The organism is Dorea sp. 210702-DFI.3.125, assembly GCF_020560945.1.
Classification (GTDB): Bacteria; Bacillota; Clostridia; order Lachnospirales; family Lachnospiraceae; genus Dorea; species Dorea formicigenerans.
In genome coordinates this window covers 115,855-132,833 of sequence record NZ_JAJCNF010000004.1, presented here as the reverse complement: position 1 = coordinate 132,833, position 16,979 = coordinate 115,855, and the positions used below count along the sequence as shown (strand labels likewise).

The following is a 16,979-nucleotide window of genomic DNA, read 5'->3' as shown; positions in this document are numbered from 1 at the left end:
CCAGAGTGTATGTTATTATCAGGAGGGAAAATAAAATGAAGGTATACGATTCAGTAAACAAAACAGAAGTAGAAGTAGACGGAACACAGGGACTTATCGACATTATGGTATCCGGACGTCAGGTAGACATTTATCTTAAAGGAGAGAAATCTGATGCAGATGGATATCTGACATGGGATGTTGAGCACTGGTCAAGCATTGACAAGCAGAGATTTATCCGCTGCTATTCTTACAAAGGAAAGGTTCTGACCGAGTCAACAGGACACAACATCTACGATTTACAGAACGACTTCAAGCCAGAAGAGGCAGAGAAGATCGAGTTAAGCTAATATAAAAAATCAAAGTAGCTGAAAACAAAAGAATTTAAATCTGTAATAAAAAAAGAAACTGACAGATGCAATTTTTCCCAATTGCATCTGTCAGTTTCTTTCGTATAATGGAAAGATTATTTTTCTTCATATTTATTTCACAAAAAAAGTAAGAAATGTTGTTGACAAAAGTCAAATCGAGTGATACATTAATAGTCGAAAGGTGTTAGCACTCCAATATAATGAGTGCTAACAAATCCGAAAGAAGGAGGCATATGATGATTCAGGAACAGGAACTGAGCGAACGAAAATTAAAGATCCTTCAGGCAATCATTAAGAATTATCTGGAGACAGGCGAGCCGGTGGGTTCCAGAACAATTTCCAAGTACACGGATCTGAACTTAAGTTCAGCAACTATTCGTAATGAGATGGCGGATCTGGAAGAACTTGGATATATTTTACAGCCTCATACGTCTGCTGGACGTATTCCTTCGGACAAAGGCTACAGACTCTATGTAGATATGCTGATGGAGCAGAAAGAACAGGAACTAAGTGAGATGCAGGATCAGATGCTTGAGAAAGCAGATAAGATGGATCAGCTTCTGAAACAGGCAGCAAAAGTTCTGGCGAACAGTACGAACTATGCGACATTGGTTTCTTCACCGATGAACAATCGTAACCGGATCAAGTTCATACAGCTTACGATGGTTGATGAGGAACAGATGATTGCAGTAATCGTACTTGAGGGAAATGTGATCAAGAATAAGATTATACATGTAGATGAGCCAATCAACAATGAAAACTTGTTAAAGCTCAACATGCTTCTGAACACAACACTTAATGGTATGTCTATAGAAGAGATTAATCTTGGACTGATTGCGAGACTGAAAGAAGGAGCCGGAATCCACAGCGAGGTTGTGGGGAATGTACTGGACGCAGTTGCAGATGTTATTCAGGTCGATGAAGACATGCAGATCTACACAAGCGGTGCAACAAACATTTTCAAGTATCCGGAACTTAGTGACAAGCAGAGTGCACAGGAAATTATCAGTGCATTTGAAGAAAAGCAGCAGCTTACAGATCTCGTTACACAGACATTATCCAATGAAGAGAACACAGGCATTCAGGTATATATCGGAGATGAAGCTCCGGTGAAGACTATGAAAGATTGCAGTGTTGTCACCGCCACTTATGAATTAGGAGACGGTGTGAAGGGAACGATAGGTATTATCGGACCGAAGCGAATGGATTATGAGAATGTGTTAAAGTCAATGAAGCGTCTCCAGAGTGAACTGGATCAGATGTTTCATAAAGAGGAATAGAAAGGTGGAATTGATCCTTGGAAGATAAAGAAAAGAAAAGCCAGGAAGATATGGTAAAAGAAGCCGTAGAAGAGGCAAAGAAAGAAGCAGAAGCTTCAAAAGATGAAGCAGAAGAAGCCAAGACAGAAGAAGCTTCAGAAGAACAGGAAGCAGAGACAGAGAATCAGACAGAAGAAAAAGCTTCCAAAAAATTCTTCGGCAAGAAGGATAAGAAAGACAAAAAGGACGAGAAGATCGAAGAACTGACAGACAGACTTACTCGTCAGATGGCAGAGTTTGATAACTTCCGCAAACGTACAGAAAAGGAAAAATCCCAAATGTACGAAGTAGGAGCGAAAGATATCATAGAGAAGATTCTCCCGGTGGTAGATAACTTCGAAAGAGGATTAGATGCAGTTCCGGAAGAGAAAAAAGAAGACCCGTTCATTCAGGGAATGGAAAAGGTCTACAAACAATTTATGACGGTTCTGGAGAGCGTTGAGGTTAAGCCGATAGAGGCGCTTGGCAATCAGTTCGATCCGAATTTCCATAATGCAGTGATGCATGTGGAAGATGAAAACTTCGGAGAGAATGAAGTCGCAGAAGAGTTCCAGAAAGGTTATATGTATCGTGACTCAGTAGTGAGACACAGTATGGTAAAGGTAGCAAATTAAGGAGGAATAGATCATGGGCAAAATTATTGGTATTGACTTAGGAACAACAAACAGCTGTGTAGCCGTTATGGAAGGTGGACAGCCAACAGTTATTGCAAATACAGAAGGAGCAAGAACAACACCATCAGTTGTAGCATTTACAAAGACAGGTGAGCGTCTTGTTGGTGAGCCTGCAAAACGTCAGGCAGTTACGAATGCAGAGAGAACAATCTCTTCTATTAAGAGAGAGATGGGATCTGATTACAGAGTAACAATCGATGATAAGAAATATTCTCCACAGGAGATTTCAGCTATGATCCTTCAGAAACTGAAAGCAGATGCAGAAGGATACTTAGGAGAGAAAGTAACAGAGGCTGTTATCACAGTACCTGCTTACTTCAACGATGCTCAGCGTCAGGCAACAAAAGATGCTGGTAAGATTGCAGGACTTGATGTAAAACGTATCATCAATGAGCCTACAGCAGCAGCACTTGCTTATGGACTTGACAATGAGAATGAGCAGAAGATCATGGTATATGACCTTGGTGGTGGTACATTTGATGTATCTGTTATCGAGATTGGTGATGGAGTTATCGAAGTATTATCAACAGCAGGTAACAACAGACTTGGTGGAGATGATTTCGATCAGAAGATTACAGACTACATGATTGCTGAGTTCAAGAAACAGGAAGGCGTTGACTTATCTACAGATAAGATGGCACTTCAGAGATTAAAAGAAGCTGCAGAGAAAGCGAAAAAAGAGCTGTCTTCCGCAACAACAACAAACATCAACCTTCCGTTCATCACAGCAACTGCTGAAGGACCGAAGCATTTTGATATGAATCTTACAAGAGCTAAATTCGATGAGTTGACACATGATCTTGTTATGAAGACATCTGAGCCGGTACAGAGAGCTCTGTCTGATGCAGGAATCACAGCATCTGAACTTGGTCAGGTACTTCTTGTAGGTGGATCAACACGTATCCCTGCTGTACAGGAAGAAGTAAAACGTCTGACAGGTAAAGAGCCAAGCAAATCTCTGAACCCAGATGAGTGTGTAGCACTTGGAGCATCTGTTCAGGGCGGTAAACTTGCCGGAGATACAGGCGCTGGAGATATCCTTCTTCTTGATGTAACACCACTGTCACTGTCTATTGAGACTATGGGTGGAGTTGCTACAAGACTGATTGAGAGAAATACAACAATTCCTACAAAGAAGAGCCAGATCTTCTCAACAGCAGCAGATAACCAGACAGCCGTTGATATCAACGTTGTACAGGGTGAGAGACAGTTCGCAAAAGACAACAAGTCTCTCGGAAGATTCCAGCTTGACGGAATCGCACCAGCTCCAAGAGGAGTACCGCAGATTGAGGTTACATTCGATATCGATGCAAATGGTATTGTAAATGTATCTGCAAAAGACCTTGGAACAGGTAAAGAGCAACATATCACAATCACAGCAGGATCCAACATGTCTGATGATGAGATTGATAAGGCTGTAAAAGAAGCAGCAGCATTCGAAGCTCAGGATAAGAAACGTAAAGAGGGCATCGATACAAAGAATGAGGCAGACGCTTTAGTATTCCAGACAGAGAAAGCAATCCAGGAGGTTGGAGATAAACTGGATGCTAATGATAAAGCAGGTGTAGAGGCTGACTGCAAGGCACTGAAAGAAATTCTTGAGAAAGTAAACATGGACGATATTACAGACGCTCAGATCGCTGAGATCAAAGCTGGTAAAGAGAAACTTTCTGAAAGTGCTCAGAAACTGTTCACAAAGATGTATGAGCAGGCAGGAGCAGCTGCACAGGGAGCACAGGGAGCAGGTGCTCAGGCAGGACCAGAGGCAGGACCGGCACCGGATGGATTCCAGGGAGACGATGTAGTAGACGGAGATTATAAAGAAGTCTAAAGCATAAAATGGCGGAATAATACCGCATCGAATGCGAAGGCTGTTCCGCGGAATGTGACTGAATTTTAAGGAGGTCAGGTTTCGCGGAACTTCCTTTTATTAAGGAGAGAAAGTAATGGCAGAAGCAAAGAGAGATTACTATGAGGTTCTCGGCGTCAGCAAAGATGTCGATGAAGCGACTTTGAAAAAGGCATATCGTAAAGTTGCCAAAAAGTATCATCCGGATATGAACCCGGGAGATGCAGAGGCGGAGAAGAAGTTTAAAGAAGCTTCGGAGGCATATGCGATACTTAGTGACCCGGAAAAGAGACGTCAGTATGATCAGTTTGGTCATGCAGCATTTGAAGGTGGAGCAGGAGGAGCCGGCGGATATGGCGGCTTTGATTTTAATGGAGCTGATTTCAGTGACATCTTTGGCGATATCTTTGGTGACATATTTGGTGGTGGAAGAAGCAGAGGCCGCAGCCAGGGACCGATGAAGGGTGCAAGCATTCGAAAGACTGTAAGAATTTCTTTTGAAGAAGCAGTATTTGGATGTGAGAAGGAGCTTGACGTAATTTTAAAGGATCCATGCCCGAAATGTAATGGAACAGGTGCAAAACCAGGAACAACCCCAGAAACATGTTCAAAGTGTGGTGGAAAAGGTCAGGTTGTATACAGCCAGCAGTCACTGTTCGGTATGGTACAGAATGTCCAGACTTGTCCGGATTGTCATGGAACAGGTAAGATTATTCGTGAAAAATGTCCGGATTGTGCCGGTACAGGATATATTTCCAGTAAGAAGAAGATTTCTGTCAAGATTCCGGCAGGAATTGATGACGGACAGAGTGTAAGAATTCGTGATAAAGGTGAACCGGGAGTGAATGGCGGACCAAGAGGAGATCTTCTTGTGCAGGTCACAGTATCCAGACACCCAATTTTTCAGCGTCAGGATGTACACATTTTCTCAACGGTTCCGATTTCCTTTGCACAGGCAGCACTTGGTGCAGATATCCGCATCAAGACAGTAGATGGGGAAGTTATCTACAATGTGAAACCAGGTACTAAGACAGATACGAAAGTGCGCTTGAAAGGAAAGGGTGTTCCATCACTTCGTAATCCGCAGGTTCGCGGTGATCACTATGTAACACTGGTGATCCAGACACCGGAGAAGTTGAGCCATGAGGCAAAAGAAGCACTTCGTAAGTTCGATGAACTGGCGGGAAATACACTAAATCAGGCAGGAAAAAATGACGGTGAGAAAGAAAAGCCGGAAAAGAAGAAAAAAGGATTTATGGATAAAGTAAAAGAAGCCTTTGATGATTAAGTTCATCAGGGGCTTCTTCCCGTTTATATAAATGTAAATTATGCGGTCTGACGTCTCATACGGCCTGCAATGAGGGCGAGACTTAAGAATGCGAGGGCGAAGAGAAGCTGTATGCCGTAGCAGGTGTACAGGGTGTGAATCTGTGTTCCACTGAATGTGTTGTGGCTTTTCAGCAGGTTATTTGCAACTTCGTACCAGTAGACCGGAAGAAACTGGGCAATTTTCTGTACACTTTTTCCGAGGATATCCATACTGACGAAGACTCCGCACAGGAAGGACATTCCAAGGCTGACCACATTGACGACTGCACTGATCAGTTGTTCTTTGTCTGTAAATGTGGAGACAAAGAATGCCAGGCTTAGTGCAGACAGAGACATCATAAAACTGTTGGTCAGATAGTATGTAAGGTTTGTGTCTGCCAGAAATGTTTTTCCATACAATATGATTGGAAGCAGTGTGCATAAAAACCAGACGGCAAGTCCGATGACTGTGCAGCCGAGCGCAAGCTGCAGGTTGTACTTCCGGCTGGAAATGGAAGTACACAGTATTCGTGAGCGGACTTCTGGATTGTTGAATGACATCATGATCGTTATAATGACATAGCATAGAATGGACAGGATAATGTAAGGCATATACTGATACATGTATGCGTGCATCGGAATATTTCCACCATATCCGTTCTGATCCAGCATCGTTACATGAGATTCTTCTGTCATAGCCTCCTTAAGCATTACAGTGGCATCTTCGGCTGAATAACCGGAGGCAAGAAGCATATGCATTTCCTGAACCCATGCATTGACCTGACTGTCTACATAGTAACCACTTGTACTGCCCGGAACTTTTGTGACGGTAAGACTTGCAGTTTTGCTTTTACAGCTTTGAGTGAAATCTTTTGGAATCGTCAATACATAATAAACGTGCCGGTAGAACAGGTTATCCTGAATGGCAGTTTTGGTATCCGGAATATCAATCAGATTGTGCCGGGAAGCCAGATAATCGGTCAGGGCTTCGGACACCGGACTTTTGTCATGGTCAATGACTGCAATGTCGAGTTTTGTCTGTTCAAACATTTTATCGGTATCTGTAAGTTCACTTTTTTGTACAGCAATTGTAATTGTGAGAAAAATGATAATATACATGAAAACATATCCGAGATTTCTTTTTGTAATTGTCAAAAATCCTTTAAATACTGTCATAACGTTCCCTCCTTACTCCTAAGAATGCAATACCAAGGAAAAGAACACTCATGATGAGCAGAGTGATCATACATCTCTGGTATCGTAACGTGTCATTGTAGACACTGATGCAATAGTAAGCATCACTTAAAACAGCCGCCGGATTGATACGGTTCAGAATAGGGGCATTCTGTTCTATTATATCTTTCATATTGCCAAACATCAGACCAGACAAAAAACCGGTCAGTAAAGTTGTGGAGGTACAGATGCCGATTTTTGCTGAAAATGTAAGTTTCCCGATGCAGCCGATCATGAGTCCCAGGCAGATTCCGATGAGGCTTCCCATAAAATTCGTGGCAAGGATAGCCAGATAATTATTCCCCAGGTCAATGTCAAGAATATAGTTCACATAAAAAGTCAGAATCATTACATTTATGAAATGTATAAAAATCAGCACCAACATATCAATAAAAATAAGAAATTGTTTTCGGTAAGGGGTGATACTTCGTCTGGCTCCTAAGGGACTTAAGTTCGCCTGGGTATCACGTACTGCTTCGATACTTAGATATGCACCGGACATACAAGCATAGGCAATCAGGGCGAAGAAATACAATACAGTCGGATTTAATGTTTTTCCACCGACACTTTTTTCCGTGATGAAACTGCCATTCGTCTGCAAGGAAGCAACAGCATCAGTCAGACGCTCCGGATGAGTTCTGGCAATCTCTTTGAACAGATGTGCATTCTGGTTATAAGTATTTAAAAGAGAAGTCAGAATACTTTGGCTGACTCCATTTTTTGTGATTGTAAGAGACGGGATCTCTTTTACATAGTAGATTCCAAGAATCTCATCATTTTCCAGTTTCTTTTTCGCGTCTTTTTCATTCTTTACGTCTTGAATATCTAGAACGCTACCGTTCATGGCGTCAAGGAAATCTGCAAAAAATGTACCGGATGACTTCGTTTCAAGCTTATTGATAACAGCAACGGGTACCGGATCCCAGTCGGAGTCTCCGGTGGCAGATATGCCGATATTTCCAAAGGAAATGTAGAACAGTGTGCCGAGAATCATTGGGAATGCAAGTGCCCAGAACATCATAGGCCGATTCCTTGTAATCTGTAGAAAACGATATTTTATTAAATGACACATAAAAATTCCTCCTTAGTCCCGAAGTTCTTTTCCCGTGATTTCCAAGAAGACATCGTTGAGTGTTGGAAGTTCTGAAAATACGCGCCCGAAAGAAATGTTGTGATCACCCAGGTATTTTAAGAGGCTGATCAGATTGTGTTTTCCTCCACTTAGGCGGATTTTTAATACCTGTTCTTCATAGGTCAGTTCAAATACATTTGGCATCGTACGGATTTCAGAGAGTGTTTCCGGATTTAGGTTTATAGCTTCGATGGTGATCGTCTCACCGGTTTTGATCATATTTTTCAGCTCTTCACATGTTCCGGTCGCAAGTACATGGCCATGATCAATGATTGCAATACGGCTGCAGATCTGTTCAACTTCTTCCATATAATGGGAAGTATAAATGATTGTAGATCCCTGACGGTTCAGTTCTAAGATTCCTTCCAGGATCCGGTTCCGGCTCTGTGGATCGACAGCTACCGTTGGTTCGTCCATGATGATAAGCTTTGGCTTGTGGGCAATACCGCAGGCAATGTTGAGTCTTCTAAGAAGACCGCCGGACAATTTTCCGGGACGTTTTTTTGCATATTCCGTAAGTCCCACAAAATCCAGTGCTTCGTCCACCAGCTTTTTACGCTTTTGTTTGTCAGTTACATACAGACCACAGAAATAGTCTACATTTTCACGGACACTCATCTGAGGAAACACAGCCACATTTTGCATGACAACACCGATCTCTTTTTTGATATCGTAACTGTCCGGGGTCATGTTTTTGCCAAAAATCTGAATCGTACCTTTGTCATATTTCAATAGCGCCAGCATACAGCCGATCGCGGTGGATTTTCCGGAGCCGTTTGGTCCCAGAAGTCCAAAAATCTCCCCTTCTTTAATGTCCAGGTTCAGGTGATCTAGTGCGATCAGATCACCATATCTTTTTACAAGATTTTCAATATGGATCATAGGAAATTCCTCCAGTTCTTAGTTTTGAGACTTGCATATTTCTTACTTGTAATTATAAATGTCTTATGCTTATAATGTTAGTGGCAGACGTCATAAAACGATGTGACAAATGTCATGTTTTGCTTTTTAGAAAAGTTAGGAGAGAACAAATATGAGAAGAATGACAGGGCAGCTTCTGTTAATTTTATATAGTTTTCTTTTTTTGTTGCTTTCGCCGGCTGACCTGAATTTTGTGGTGGGCTTTCTGGTGTCATTGATCTGTATTGGCATGCAGATGTTCTTAAAAGATGACTGGGAAAGGTATGTTCTGTTAATATGTATTTTAGCCGGAAGTTGGTACTGTGTGGGAATCTGTGAATTCCTGCCGGTTCTTTTTTATGGATTCTGGACGAAAGAGAACCGGGGTATCATGATACTCGCTGTGGCAGGAGGGATATTTACCGGTGCGTCAGGGAATGTGAATCTAAGTCATGGACAAATGTATTTTTTGATAGTTGGAATTTTACTGTCGCTTGTGTTGAAGTTAAAAGAAGAGGCTTATGAGGAGTTGGAACAGGAATACCGGAAAACCCGTGATGACAGTAAGGAAAGGAATCTGCTTTTACAGGAAAAGAATCGCAGCCTGATTGAGAAGCAGGACTATGAAATATATACGGCAACACTTCAGGAGCGAAATCGCATTGCAAGAGAAATTCATGACAATGTGGGACATTTGCTTTCAAGATGCATCCTTATAGTGGGCGCAATGAAGATTGTAAATGAAGACGAAAAACTGTCCTCTTCCATTGAACAATTGGAGGAGTCGTTGAATACAGCCATGACCAGTGTGCGGGAGAGTGTCCACGACCTTCATGATGATTCTGTGAATCTGAGAGAAGTGACAGAAGAACTGGTGGGGGAGTTTACATTTTGCCCGGTAGATTTATCTTATGATATGGGATATGATGTTCCAAGAGAGATTAAATACGGCTTTATCGCAATTGTAAAAGAGGCACTTCACAATATTGTAAGGCACAGTGATGCAAGTAAAGTGAAGATAGTCATGCGGGAGCACCCAGCGCTTTATCAGCTGATCGTGGAGGATAATGGGACTGTGAAAGAACCAATACAAAGTGGCGGAGTAAAAGCTGTATCCAGAGAATATCAGTCTGGACAGGGTATGGGACTTCGCAATATGAGCGACCGCGTCCGGATGCTTGGAGGCATGATGCAAATTGTAAGAAAAGAGGGATTTCGTATTTTTATTACGATCCCCAAGGAGGTATCTTAAAATGAGAATCGTGATTGCAGATGATGATATGCTTGTATCAGGGGCACTTAGGACGATTCTGGAAAAAGATCAGGATATAGAAGTTCAGGGTATTGCCTCAAATGGGAAGGAAGCTATAGAACTTTACCGGAAATATGAGCCGGATGTGCTGCTGATGGATATCCGCATGAGTCCAATGAGCGGTCTGGAGGCATCGGAAGAGATTTTAAAAGAAAAACCAGAGGCAAAGATATTGCTCCTTACAACATTTTCTGATGACGAGTATATTGTAAAAGCGTTGAAATGTGGTGTGAAAGGATATCTTTTAAAACAGGATTATGCAAGTATTCTGCCGGCAATTCGGGCAGTGTGCACGGGGCAGACGGTGTTCGGAACTCAGATCATATCTAGACTGCCGGAACTTTTAGAGCGAAAGAGTGCTTTTGATTATGCGACTTATGAGATTACAGAAAAAGAACGCGCTGTTATGAAGCTTGTGGCAGACGGAAAGAGCAATAAAGAAATTGCAGGGGAAATGTTTTTAAGCGAGGGAACGATCCGAAATTATATCAGTGGGATTTTGGATAAATTGAATTTAAGAGACCGTACACAGCTTGCAGTTTTTTATCTCAGAAATTGCACATAAAATTATTGGCAGGCGCCAGAATGTGCCAAGGCACATTCTTTGTTCTAAATATCAGAATTGTAGCTGTGGATGAAAAATATAAAAAAGAAGGAGAAATTGATGATGCAGAGTTTTGTACAGTATACCCCGACGAAAGTTGTATTTGGAAAAGACACGCAAAAAGAAGCTGGAAAGCTGGTCAGTGAATTGGGGATAACGAAGGTATTTCTTGTATATGGCGGTGGAAGTGTTATAAGAAGTGGGCTTCTCGATGAAATTAAGAAATCTCTTGATGAAGAACACATTTCTTATGAGGAACTTGGCGGTGTAAAACCGAATCCGCGTCTGTCCTTTGCAAGAAAAGGAGTTGAAAAAGCGATTGCTTTTGGAGCAGAACTGATTCTTGCAGTAGGCGGTGGAAGTGCAATCGATACAGCAAAAGGAATTGCGATAGGTGCTGCAAATCCGGGCACAGATATCTGGGAGTTCTGGAAGAATAAAAAAGAATTAAAGAAGGCACTTCCGGTAGGAACCGTTTTGACAATTTCAGCAGCCGGAAGTGAGATGAGTAATTCTGCGGTACTGACAGATGAAGAGACGCAGGATAAATCTGGAATCGGAAGCGATCTGATTCGTCCAAAATTTGCAATTATGAATCCAAAGCTGACATACACACTTCCGAAATATCAGCTTACTTGCGGAATTGTAGATATTTTTATGCATACAATTGAACGTTATTTCACACCGGTACATGGAAATGAACTGACAGATGAGATTGCAGAAGGACTGATGCGTACATTGATCCGGAATGCAGCAAAGGCATATGAGAATCAAGAAGATTATGATGCCATGAGTGAAATCATGTGGTGCGGAAGTATTTCCCATAATGGAATTACCGGACTTGGAAGACCAAAGGATTTTCTGTGCCATAAGCTGGGACATCAGCTTGGTGCAAAATTTGACGAAGCCCACGGTGCAACATTATCTGCAGTCTGGGGAAGCTGGGCGAGATACGTCTATCATCTGGACGAGGAAAGATTTGCAAATTACGGAAGAAAAGTATGGAACATTGATGAGGAAAATGATGAAAAAACGGCTGTGGCAGCGATTGAGAAAACCGAAGAATTCTTCCGGTCTTTGCATATGCCGACTTGTCTGGGAGATATGAAAATGGGTGTACAGCCGGATGAAGTATTAAAAGAAATGGCTGGCAAGGCGACTGCAGGAGATACCATGAAAGTGGGCGCTTTCCAGAAAATGGGGGAAAAAGAGTTATATGAGATTTATAAAAAGGCAAACCACAGATAATCTAAATATTGACTGGCATGCATTTTACAAAAATGTATTTGCCTTAATTATTCCGATGGCACTCCAGAATCTGATCAACGTCGGAGTGACTGCAGTTGATGTTATGATGCTTGGAAGAGTGGGAGAAAAAGTGTTGTCTGGTTCTTCGCTGGCAGGACAGATCCAGTTTATTATGATGCTGATTTTTTTCGGCATCACATCTGGAGCAACAGTACTGACAGCGCAGTACTGGGGAAAGAAAGATATCAGAACTATTGAGAAGATTCTTGGTATGGGACTTACAATCTCACTTGCAATTGCGGTAATTTTTATGACATTGGCCTTGACTATTCCGGGTCCTTTGATGCGTATTTTTACATCGGATCCGGAAGTAATTGCAGAGGGAGTGAAATACTTACGGATTGTTGGAATATCTTATCTTTTCATAGCGGTAACGCAGGTTTATCTGAATATTATGAGAAGTATTGAACGGGTGATGATTGCTACTTTTGTATATTTTATGTCTTTGGTTGTCAATGCAATTATTAATGCAATTTTGATTTTTGGACTTCTTGGATTTCCGGCACTTGGAATACAAGGAGCTGCAATCGGCACATTATGTGCCAGAATGACAGAGACATTGATCGTGCTTATTTATGCACATTTCATGAATCAGGATGTGAAAATTCGTCCTCGATTTATGATACAGATTGACAGGGTACTTGCAAAAGATTATCTAATCTATGCCATGCCGGTTGTGTTAAATGAAATGATGTGGGGACTTGGAGTTTCTGCGAATACTGCTGTCATCGGTCATCTTGGGAGTGCGGCGGTTGCATCAAATTCAGTTGCACAAGTAGCGAGACAGCTTGCCCAGGTCGTTGTATTTGGAATTGCAAATGCGACAGCCGTCTATCTGGGTAAGACGATCGGGGAGCGTAAATTCGATTATGCGAAGGCTTATGCAAAAAGATTTATTCGGCTGGCACTTATTATGGGCTGTTGTGGTGCATGTGTAATTTTAATCTGTGCTCCGATTGCAAATACATTTCTTGTATTATCGCCTGAGGCAAAAGAATATCTTTATATGATGTTTGGCGTCATGTCTTATTTTGTCATTGCACAGGCAGTCAATACAACATTGGTAGTAGGTGTATTTCGTTCAGGAGGAGATACGAGATTCGGATTAATTTTGGATGTGTCTACGATGTGGGGATTTTCTATATTACTGGGTGCAGTCGCAGCATTTTTCTTACACGCAAGTGTACCGGTCGTTTATATACTTCTGATGAGTGATGAGCTGGTGAAATTACCGCTTACGCTAAAGCGGTACCGCAGTTACAAATGGCTCAAAGATGTCACGAGGAATAACCTGGAAATTTAAAGCTGTGAAAAAGGGAGTAAAAGCAAAGATTAAAGGTAATTCAAGGTTGATAAATTACCTGAAAAGGTAGTACAATAGATTCAGAGCTCAGAAATACAGAGCAGTTTCAGAATAATGAAAGAGAGGTATAGGATTATGAAAGTAATCGCAACAGAAAAAGCACCGGCAGCAATCGGACCATATTCACAGGCATATGTTAATAACGGAGTTCTTTATACATCCGGACAGCTTGGAATTAATCCTGAGACAGGAAATCTTGGCGGAGATACAATCGAAGAGCAGGCTGAGTGGTCTTGCAAGAATGTAGGAGAGATTTTAAAAGCAGCAGGTACAGATTACGAGCATGTACTTAAAACAACATGTTTCCTGTCTGATATTGCTGATTTCGGAGCATTCAATGAAGTTTATGCAAAATATTTCACATCTAAACCGGCAAGAAGCTGTTTTGCAGTGAAAGATCTCCCTAAGGGAGCACTCTGCGAGATCGAAGTAATCGCAGCAGTAGAAGAGTAAAAGAGGCCAGAAAGGAAGTTTTAGTTATGTCAGAGAATCAGAAAGGATGCTCACCATCCGATTGCCAGGGGTGTGCACATGCAGGGACTTGTAATAGTAAACCGCAGGATTTTCATAAACCGGCGAATGCAAAATCACACATTCGTAATGTGATCGCAGTTGTCAGTGGAAAGGGCGGAGTCGGAAAATCGATGGTAACTGCATCATTGGCAAGAATGATGAGAGAACAAGGATTTTCTGTAGGAATTCTGGATGCAGATATTACAGGACCGTCTATTCCGAAGATGTATGGAATCCATGATACAGCAAAAGGAAGCGATGATGGAATCTTTCCGGAGATTGCAAAAGACGGAACAAAGATTATGTCTGTCAACCTGCTTTTACCGAATGAATCGGATCCGGTAATCTGGAGAGCACCGATTATTACAAGTGTTGTGACGCAGTTCTGGACAGATGTTATCTGGGGAGATCTGGATTATCTCTTTGTGGATATGCCACCTGGAACTGGTGATGTTCCACTTACAGTATTCCAGTCACTTCCGGTGAATGGAGCAGTGATCGTAACATCTCCACAGGATCTTGTGCGTATGATTGTAGAGAAAGCTTACAAGATGGTAAGACAGATGAATATTCCAGTGCTCGGAATCGTAGAGAATTACAGTTATCTGACTTGCCCGGATTGTGGAAAGAAGATTTCCGTATTTGGAGAAAGCCATATCGATGAAGTGGCAGCTGAGTTAGGTATTCCGGTTCTTGGTAAGATGCCGATTGATCCGGCTCTTTCTGAGATGGTAGAGAATGAGAAGTTCTATGAAGTTTCGAATGAGTACCTGGCAGATGCAGTAAATAAAATATAAGAAGATTACAAGGAATATTTTGAAAAATATTTGCTGATAAGAGTGCAGAGATGTACTTCATGTAACAATAAAAGAAAGAGTAACCGACTGATATGTGAGAAGAAAGATATCAGTTGGTTATTCTTTTTTTATCCTGGCATCATTAAAATATAAATTGACAAATCGAACAAATGTTCTTATAATAAAAACAGAACAGATGTTTGCACTATGATATTAGGAAAGCAGGAAAGAATATGAAGATACAGAATCCCATGTCTATCTATGAAAAATTAAATATTTTATCGGATGCAGCAAAGTATGATGTGGCGTGTACTTCCAGTGGAACGAAGAGAAAAGGTGATGGTTCCGGAATGGGAAACTGTACACAGTGTGGAATCTGCCACAGTTTTTCTACAGATGGCAGATGTATTTCACTTTTAAAAATTCTGTTTACGAATGAATGCATTTTTGACTGTAAGTACTGCGTGAACAGAAGAAGTAATGATGTAGTGAGGACTTCTTTTACACCTGATGAAGTTTGTACGCTTACAATGGAATTCTATCGGAGAAATTATATTGAAGGACTATTTTTAAGTTCCGGCATTCTGGTAAGTCCGGATTATACGATGGAGTTAATCTGTGCAACACTTTATAAGCTGAGAAAAGAGTGTAATTTTCAGGGATATATTCATGTGAAAGCCATTCCTGGAGCAAGTCAGGAACTGATTCAAAAAGCAGGATTTCTGGCGGACAGAATGAGTGTGAATCTGGAACTTCCGACAGCAGAAGGATTGAAACTATTGGCACCGCATAAATCCAGAAAGAATATCCTCGCACCGATGAGGCTCATCCAAGAAGGGAGGAATGAAAATAGCCGTGAACTGTCATTATACCGTCAGGCACCGAGATTTGTACCGGCAGGGCAGAGTACCCAGATGATTATCGGAGCAACTTTGGAATCGGATTATCAGATTATGAAGGTGACAGAGAGCCTGTATAAGAAGTTTGAACTGAAACGAGTGTTTTATTCTGCATTCGTACATGTGAATGAAGATAAAGCACTTCCGGCAAGGACAGATGACGGACCGCCGCTTCTCCGGGAACATCGGCTTTATCAGGCAGACTGGCTGCTTCGTTATTATCATTTTCGGGCAGATGAATTACTGTCGGAGGAGGAACCTAATTTTAATGTTCTGTTTGATCCGAAGTGTAACTGGGCGCTGAAGCATCTGGAGTATTTTCCTGTGGAGATCAACAGGGCAGACTATGAGATGCTGCTCCGTGTACCGGGTCTTGGATATAAATCAGCAACAAGAATTGTGAAAGCGAGAAGGCTTGGAACGCTGGATTTTGCAGATCTTAAGAAACTTGGAGTGGTACTGAAACGGGCGGTGTATTTTATTACCTGTAATGGGAAGACAATGTATCCGCTCAGGATAGAAGAGGAATCCATAGCCAGAAATCTTCTGGATTCCAGAGAAAAACTGCCACAGGAGGTGAGAAATCTCGGTTACAGACAGCTTTCATTATTTGATGATGTCAGGTTCCGGGAGAATTTCTATGAAAAAGATTTATGTGTGTAATGATACGATCACAGGAATATTTTCTGCAATTTATGATGCATGGAAAGAAGGAAGAGAAGAAAAAGAGTGTGGGATTGCAATAAAGGGAATGTTAGAACAGGAGCTTTTTTGTGAGTACATTTTGGTGGAGGAGAATCTTCACAAGGAACAGGCAGTAGAACGATTGATCCGAAAACATCTGGGAGGACAGGCTTATGCTGATATCTGGCATGCATCTCTTGCTTCGGATAAGGATAAGGCAGATGCAATTTATGGGACAATGCTGGCTGCAAGAAGGCTTCGTGACAGTAAAAAGGTTATGGAACATTTGAGCCACCCACAAGTTGAACGTGTATTTGAACTGAGCAGGAAGGTAGGAAGTGAAGCCCATAATTATAAAGGATTTTTGAGATTTCGGGAGTTGTCTGGCGGGATTTTGTATGGAGGGATTGCACCAAAAAACAGGATACTGACTTGTATTGCTCCACATTTTGCTAACCGGCTTCCACAGGAAAACTGGCTGATCCATGATAAGACACATCATATGTATGCAGTGCATGAGGCGGGAAAGGAATGGGTATTGGTAGAAAATGAACGGATTCAGGAGGAGAGGCTGGGACATATATCGGAAAATGAACAGATGTATGCAAGTCTGTGGACTGCCTTTTGCAGGACAATATCTATTGAATCCAGGGAGAATCCAAGAAGTCAGATGCAGCATCTTCCACTCAGATATCGGCCGGAGATGACTGAGATGGCAGGCGAGGTGTAAAATT

16 protein-coding genes are annotated in these 16,979 nt (G+C 41.8%); 13 read left to right on the top strand and 3 right to left on the bottom strand.

Features of this window, described 5'->3' with window-relative positions:
* Window positions 1–35: 35 nt before the first annotated feature.
* The 5 genes from LI164_RS03680 to dnaJ all read left to right on the top strand — a co-directional run bounded on the left by LI164_RS03680 (window position 36) and on the right by dnaJ (window position 5,480).
* Entirely contained in the window at window positions 36–329 is a 294-nt protein-coding gene (locus tag LI164_RS03680; protein ID WP_005331523.1) for a hypothetical protein, read from the top strand.
* Between the two features lie 257 nt (window positions 330–586).
* Window positions 587–1,630: a heat-inducible transcriptional repressor HrcA gene (gene hrcA, locus LI164_RS03675; RefSeq protein ID WP_040015331.1), complete on the top strand. Its 1,044-nt coding sequence runs from the start codon at window positions 587–589 to the stop codon at window positions 1,628–1,630.
* Window positions 1,631–1,647: 17 nt separating this feature from the next.
* Window positions 1,648–2,283, top strand: a complete 636-nt coding sequence (gene grpE, locus LI164_RS03670) for a nucleotide exchange factor GrpE (protein ID WP_005331517.1) — start codon at window positions 1,648–1,650, stop codon at window positions 2,281–2,283.
* 13 nt (window positions 2,284–2,296) lie between these two features.
* Entirely contained in the window at window positions 2,297–4,174 is a 1,878-nt protein-coding gene (gene dnaK, locus LI164_RS03665) for a molecular chaperone DnaK (RefSeq protein ID WP_005331515.1), read from the top strand.
* A gap of 115 nt (window positions 4,175–4,289) precedes the next feature.
* A complete protein-coding gene (dnaJ, locus tag LI164_RS03660) occupies window positions 4,290–5,480 on the top strand; it encodes a molecular chaperone DnaJ (protein WP_117494710.1) in 1,191 nt (396 codons plus the stop codon).
* Window positions 5,481–5,518: 38 nt separating this feature from the next.
* Here the strand turns inward: dnaJ and LI164_RS03655 are convergent, their stop codons facing one another.
* Genes LI164_RS03655 through LI164_RS03645 form a run of 3 tightly spaced genes read right to left on the bottom strand, consistent with a single transcriptional unit; the run spans window position 5,519 to window position 8,747 of the window.
* A complete protein-coding gene (locus LI164_RS03655; RefSeq protein WP_005331511.1) occupies window positions 5,519–6,676 on the bottom strand; it encodes an ABC transporter permease in 1,158 nt (385 codons plus the stop codon).
* Complete coding sequence (locus LI164_RS03650; protein WP_040015330.1) at window positions 6,663–7,805, bottom strand: ABC transporter permease; 1,143 nt, start codon at window positions 7,803–7,805, stop codon at window positions 6,663–6,665. The genes LI164_RS03655 and LI164_RS03650 overlap by 14 nt, the downstream gene beginning before the upstream one ends.
* 12 nt (window positions 7,806–7,817) lie before the next feature.
* Window positions 7,818–8,747, bottom strand: a complete 930-nt coding sequence (locus LI164_RS03645) for an ABC transporter ATP-binding protein (RefSeq protein WP_005331507.1) — start codon at window positions 8,745–8,747, stop codon at window positions 7,818–7,820.
* A 151-nt stretch (window positions 8,748–8,898) separates the two neighbouring features.
* Between LI164_RS03645 and LI164_RS03640 the strand changes: the two genes are divergently transcribed.
* The 8 genes from LI164_RS03640 to LI164_RS03605 all read left to right on the top strand — a co-directional run bounded on the left by LI164_RS03640 (window position 8,899) and on the right by LI164_RS03605 (window position 16,975).
* Window positions 8,899–10,017 (top strand): sensor histidine kinase, encoded by a 1,119-nt coding sequence (locus tag LI164_RS03640; protein WP_040015329.1) that lies wholly within the window; start codon window positions 8,899–8,901, stop codon window positions 10,015–10,017.
* Between the two features lies 1 nt (window position 10,018).
* Window positions 10,019–10,642, top strand: a complete 624-nt coding sequence (locus LI164_RS03635; protein ID WP_005331505.1) for a response regulator — start codon at window positions 10,019–10,021, stop codon at window positions 10,640–10,642.
* 102 nt (window positions 10,643–10,744) lie between these two features.
* A complete protein-coding gene (locus LI164_RS03630; RefSeq protein WP_040015328.1) occupies window positions 10,745–11,929 on the top strand; it encodes an iron-containing alcohol dehydrogenase in 1,185 nt (394 codons plus the stop codon).
* Window positions 11,898–13,292 (top strand): MATE family efflux transporter, encoded by a 1,395-nt coding sequence (locus LI164_RS03625; RefSeq protein ID WP_005331501.1) that lies wholly within the window; start codon window positions 11,898–11,900, stop codon window positions 13,290–13,292. The genes LI164_RS03630 and LI164_RS03625 overlap by 32 nt, the downstream gene beginning before the upstream one ends.
* Window positions 13,293–13,427: 135 nt before the next feature.
* Window positions 13,428–13,805, top strand: a complete 378-nt coding sequence (locus LI164_RS03620) for a RidA family protein (protein WP_040015327.1) — start codon at window positions 13,428–13,430, stop codon at window positions 13,803–13,805.
* A gap of 26 nt (window positions 13,806–13,831) precedes the next feature.
* Window positions 13,832–14,662, top strand: coding sequence for an Mrp/NBP35 family ATP-binding protein (locus LI164_RS03615; RefSeq protein WP_005331498.1), 831 nt, complete (start codon window positions 13,832–13,834; stop codon window positions 14,660–14,662).
* 233 nt (window positions 14,663–14,895) lie between these two features.
* Window positions 14,896–16,224 (top strand): putative DNA modification/repair radical SAM protein, encoded by a 1,329-nt coding sequence (locus LI164_RS03610; RefSeq protein WP_005331496.1) that lies wholly within the window; start codon window positions 14,896–14,898, stop codon window positions 16,222–16,224.
* On the top strand, window positions 16,202–16,975 hold the full coding sequence (locus LI164_RS03605; protein ID WP_005331494.1) for a TIGR03915 family putative DNA repair protein: 774 nt from the start codon (window positions 16,202–16,204) through the stop codon (window positions 16,973–16,975). Before LI164_RS03610 ends, LI164_RS03605 begins: the two co-directional genes overlap by 23 nt.
* Window positions 16,976–16,979 lie beyond the last annotated feature (4 nt).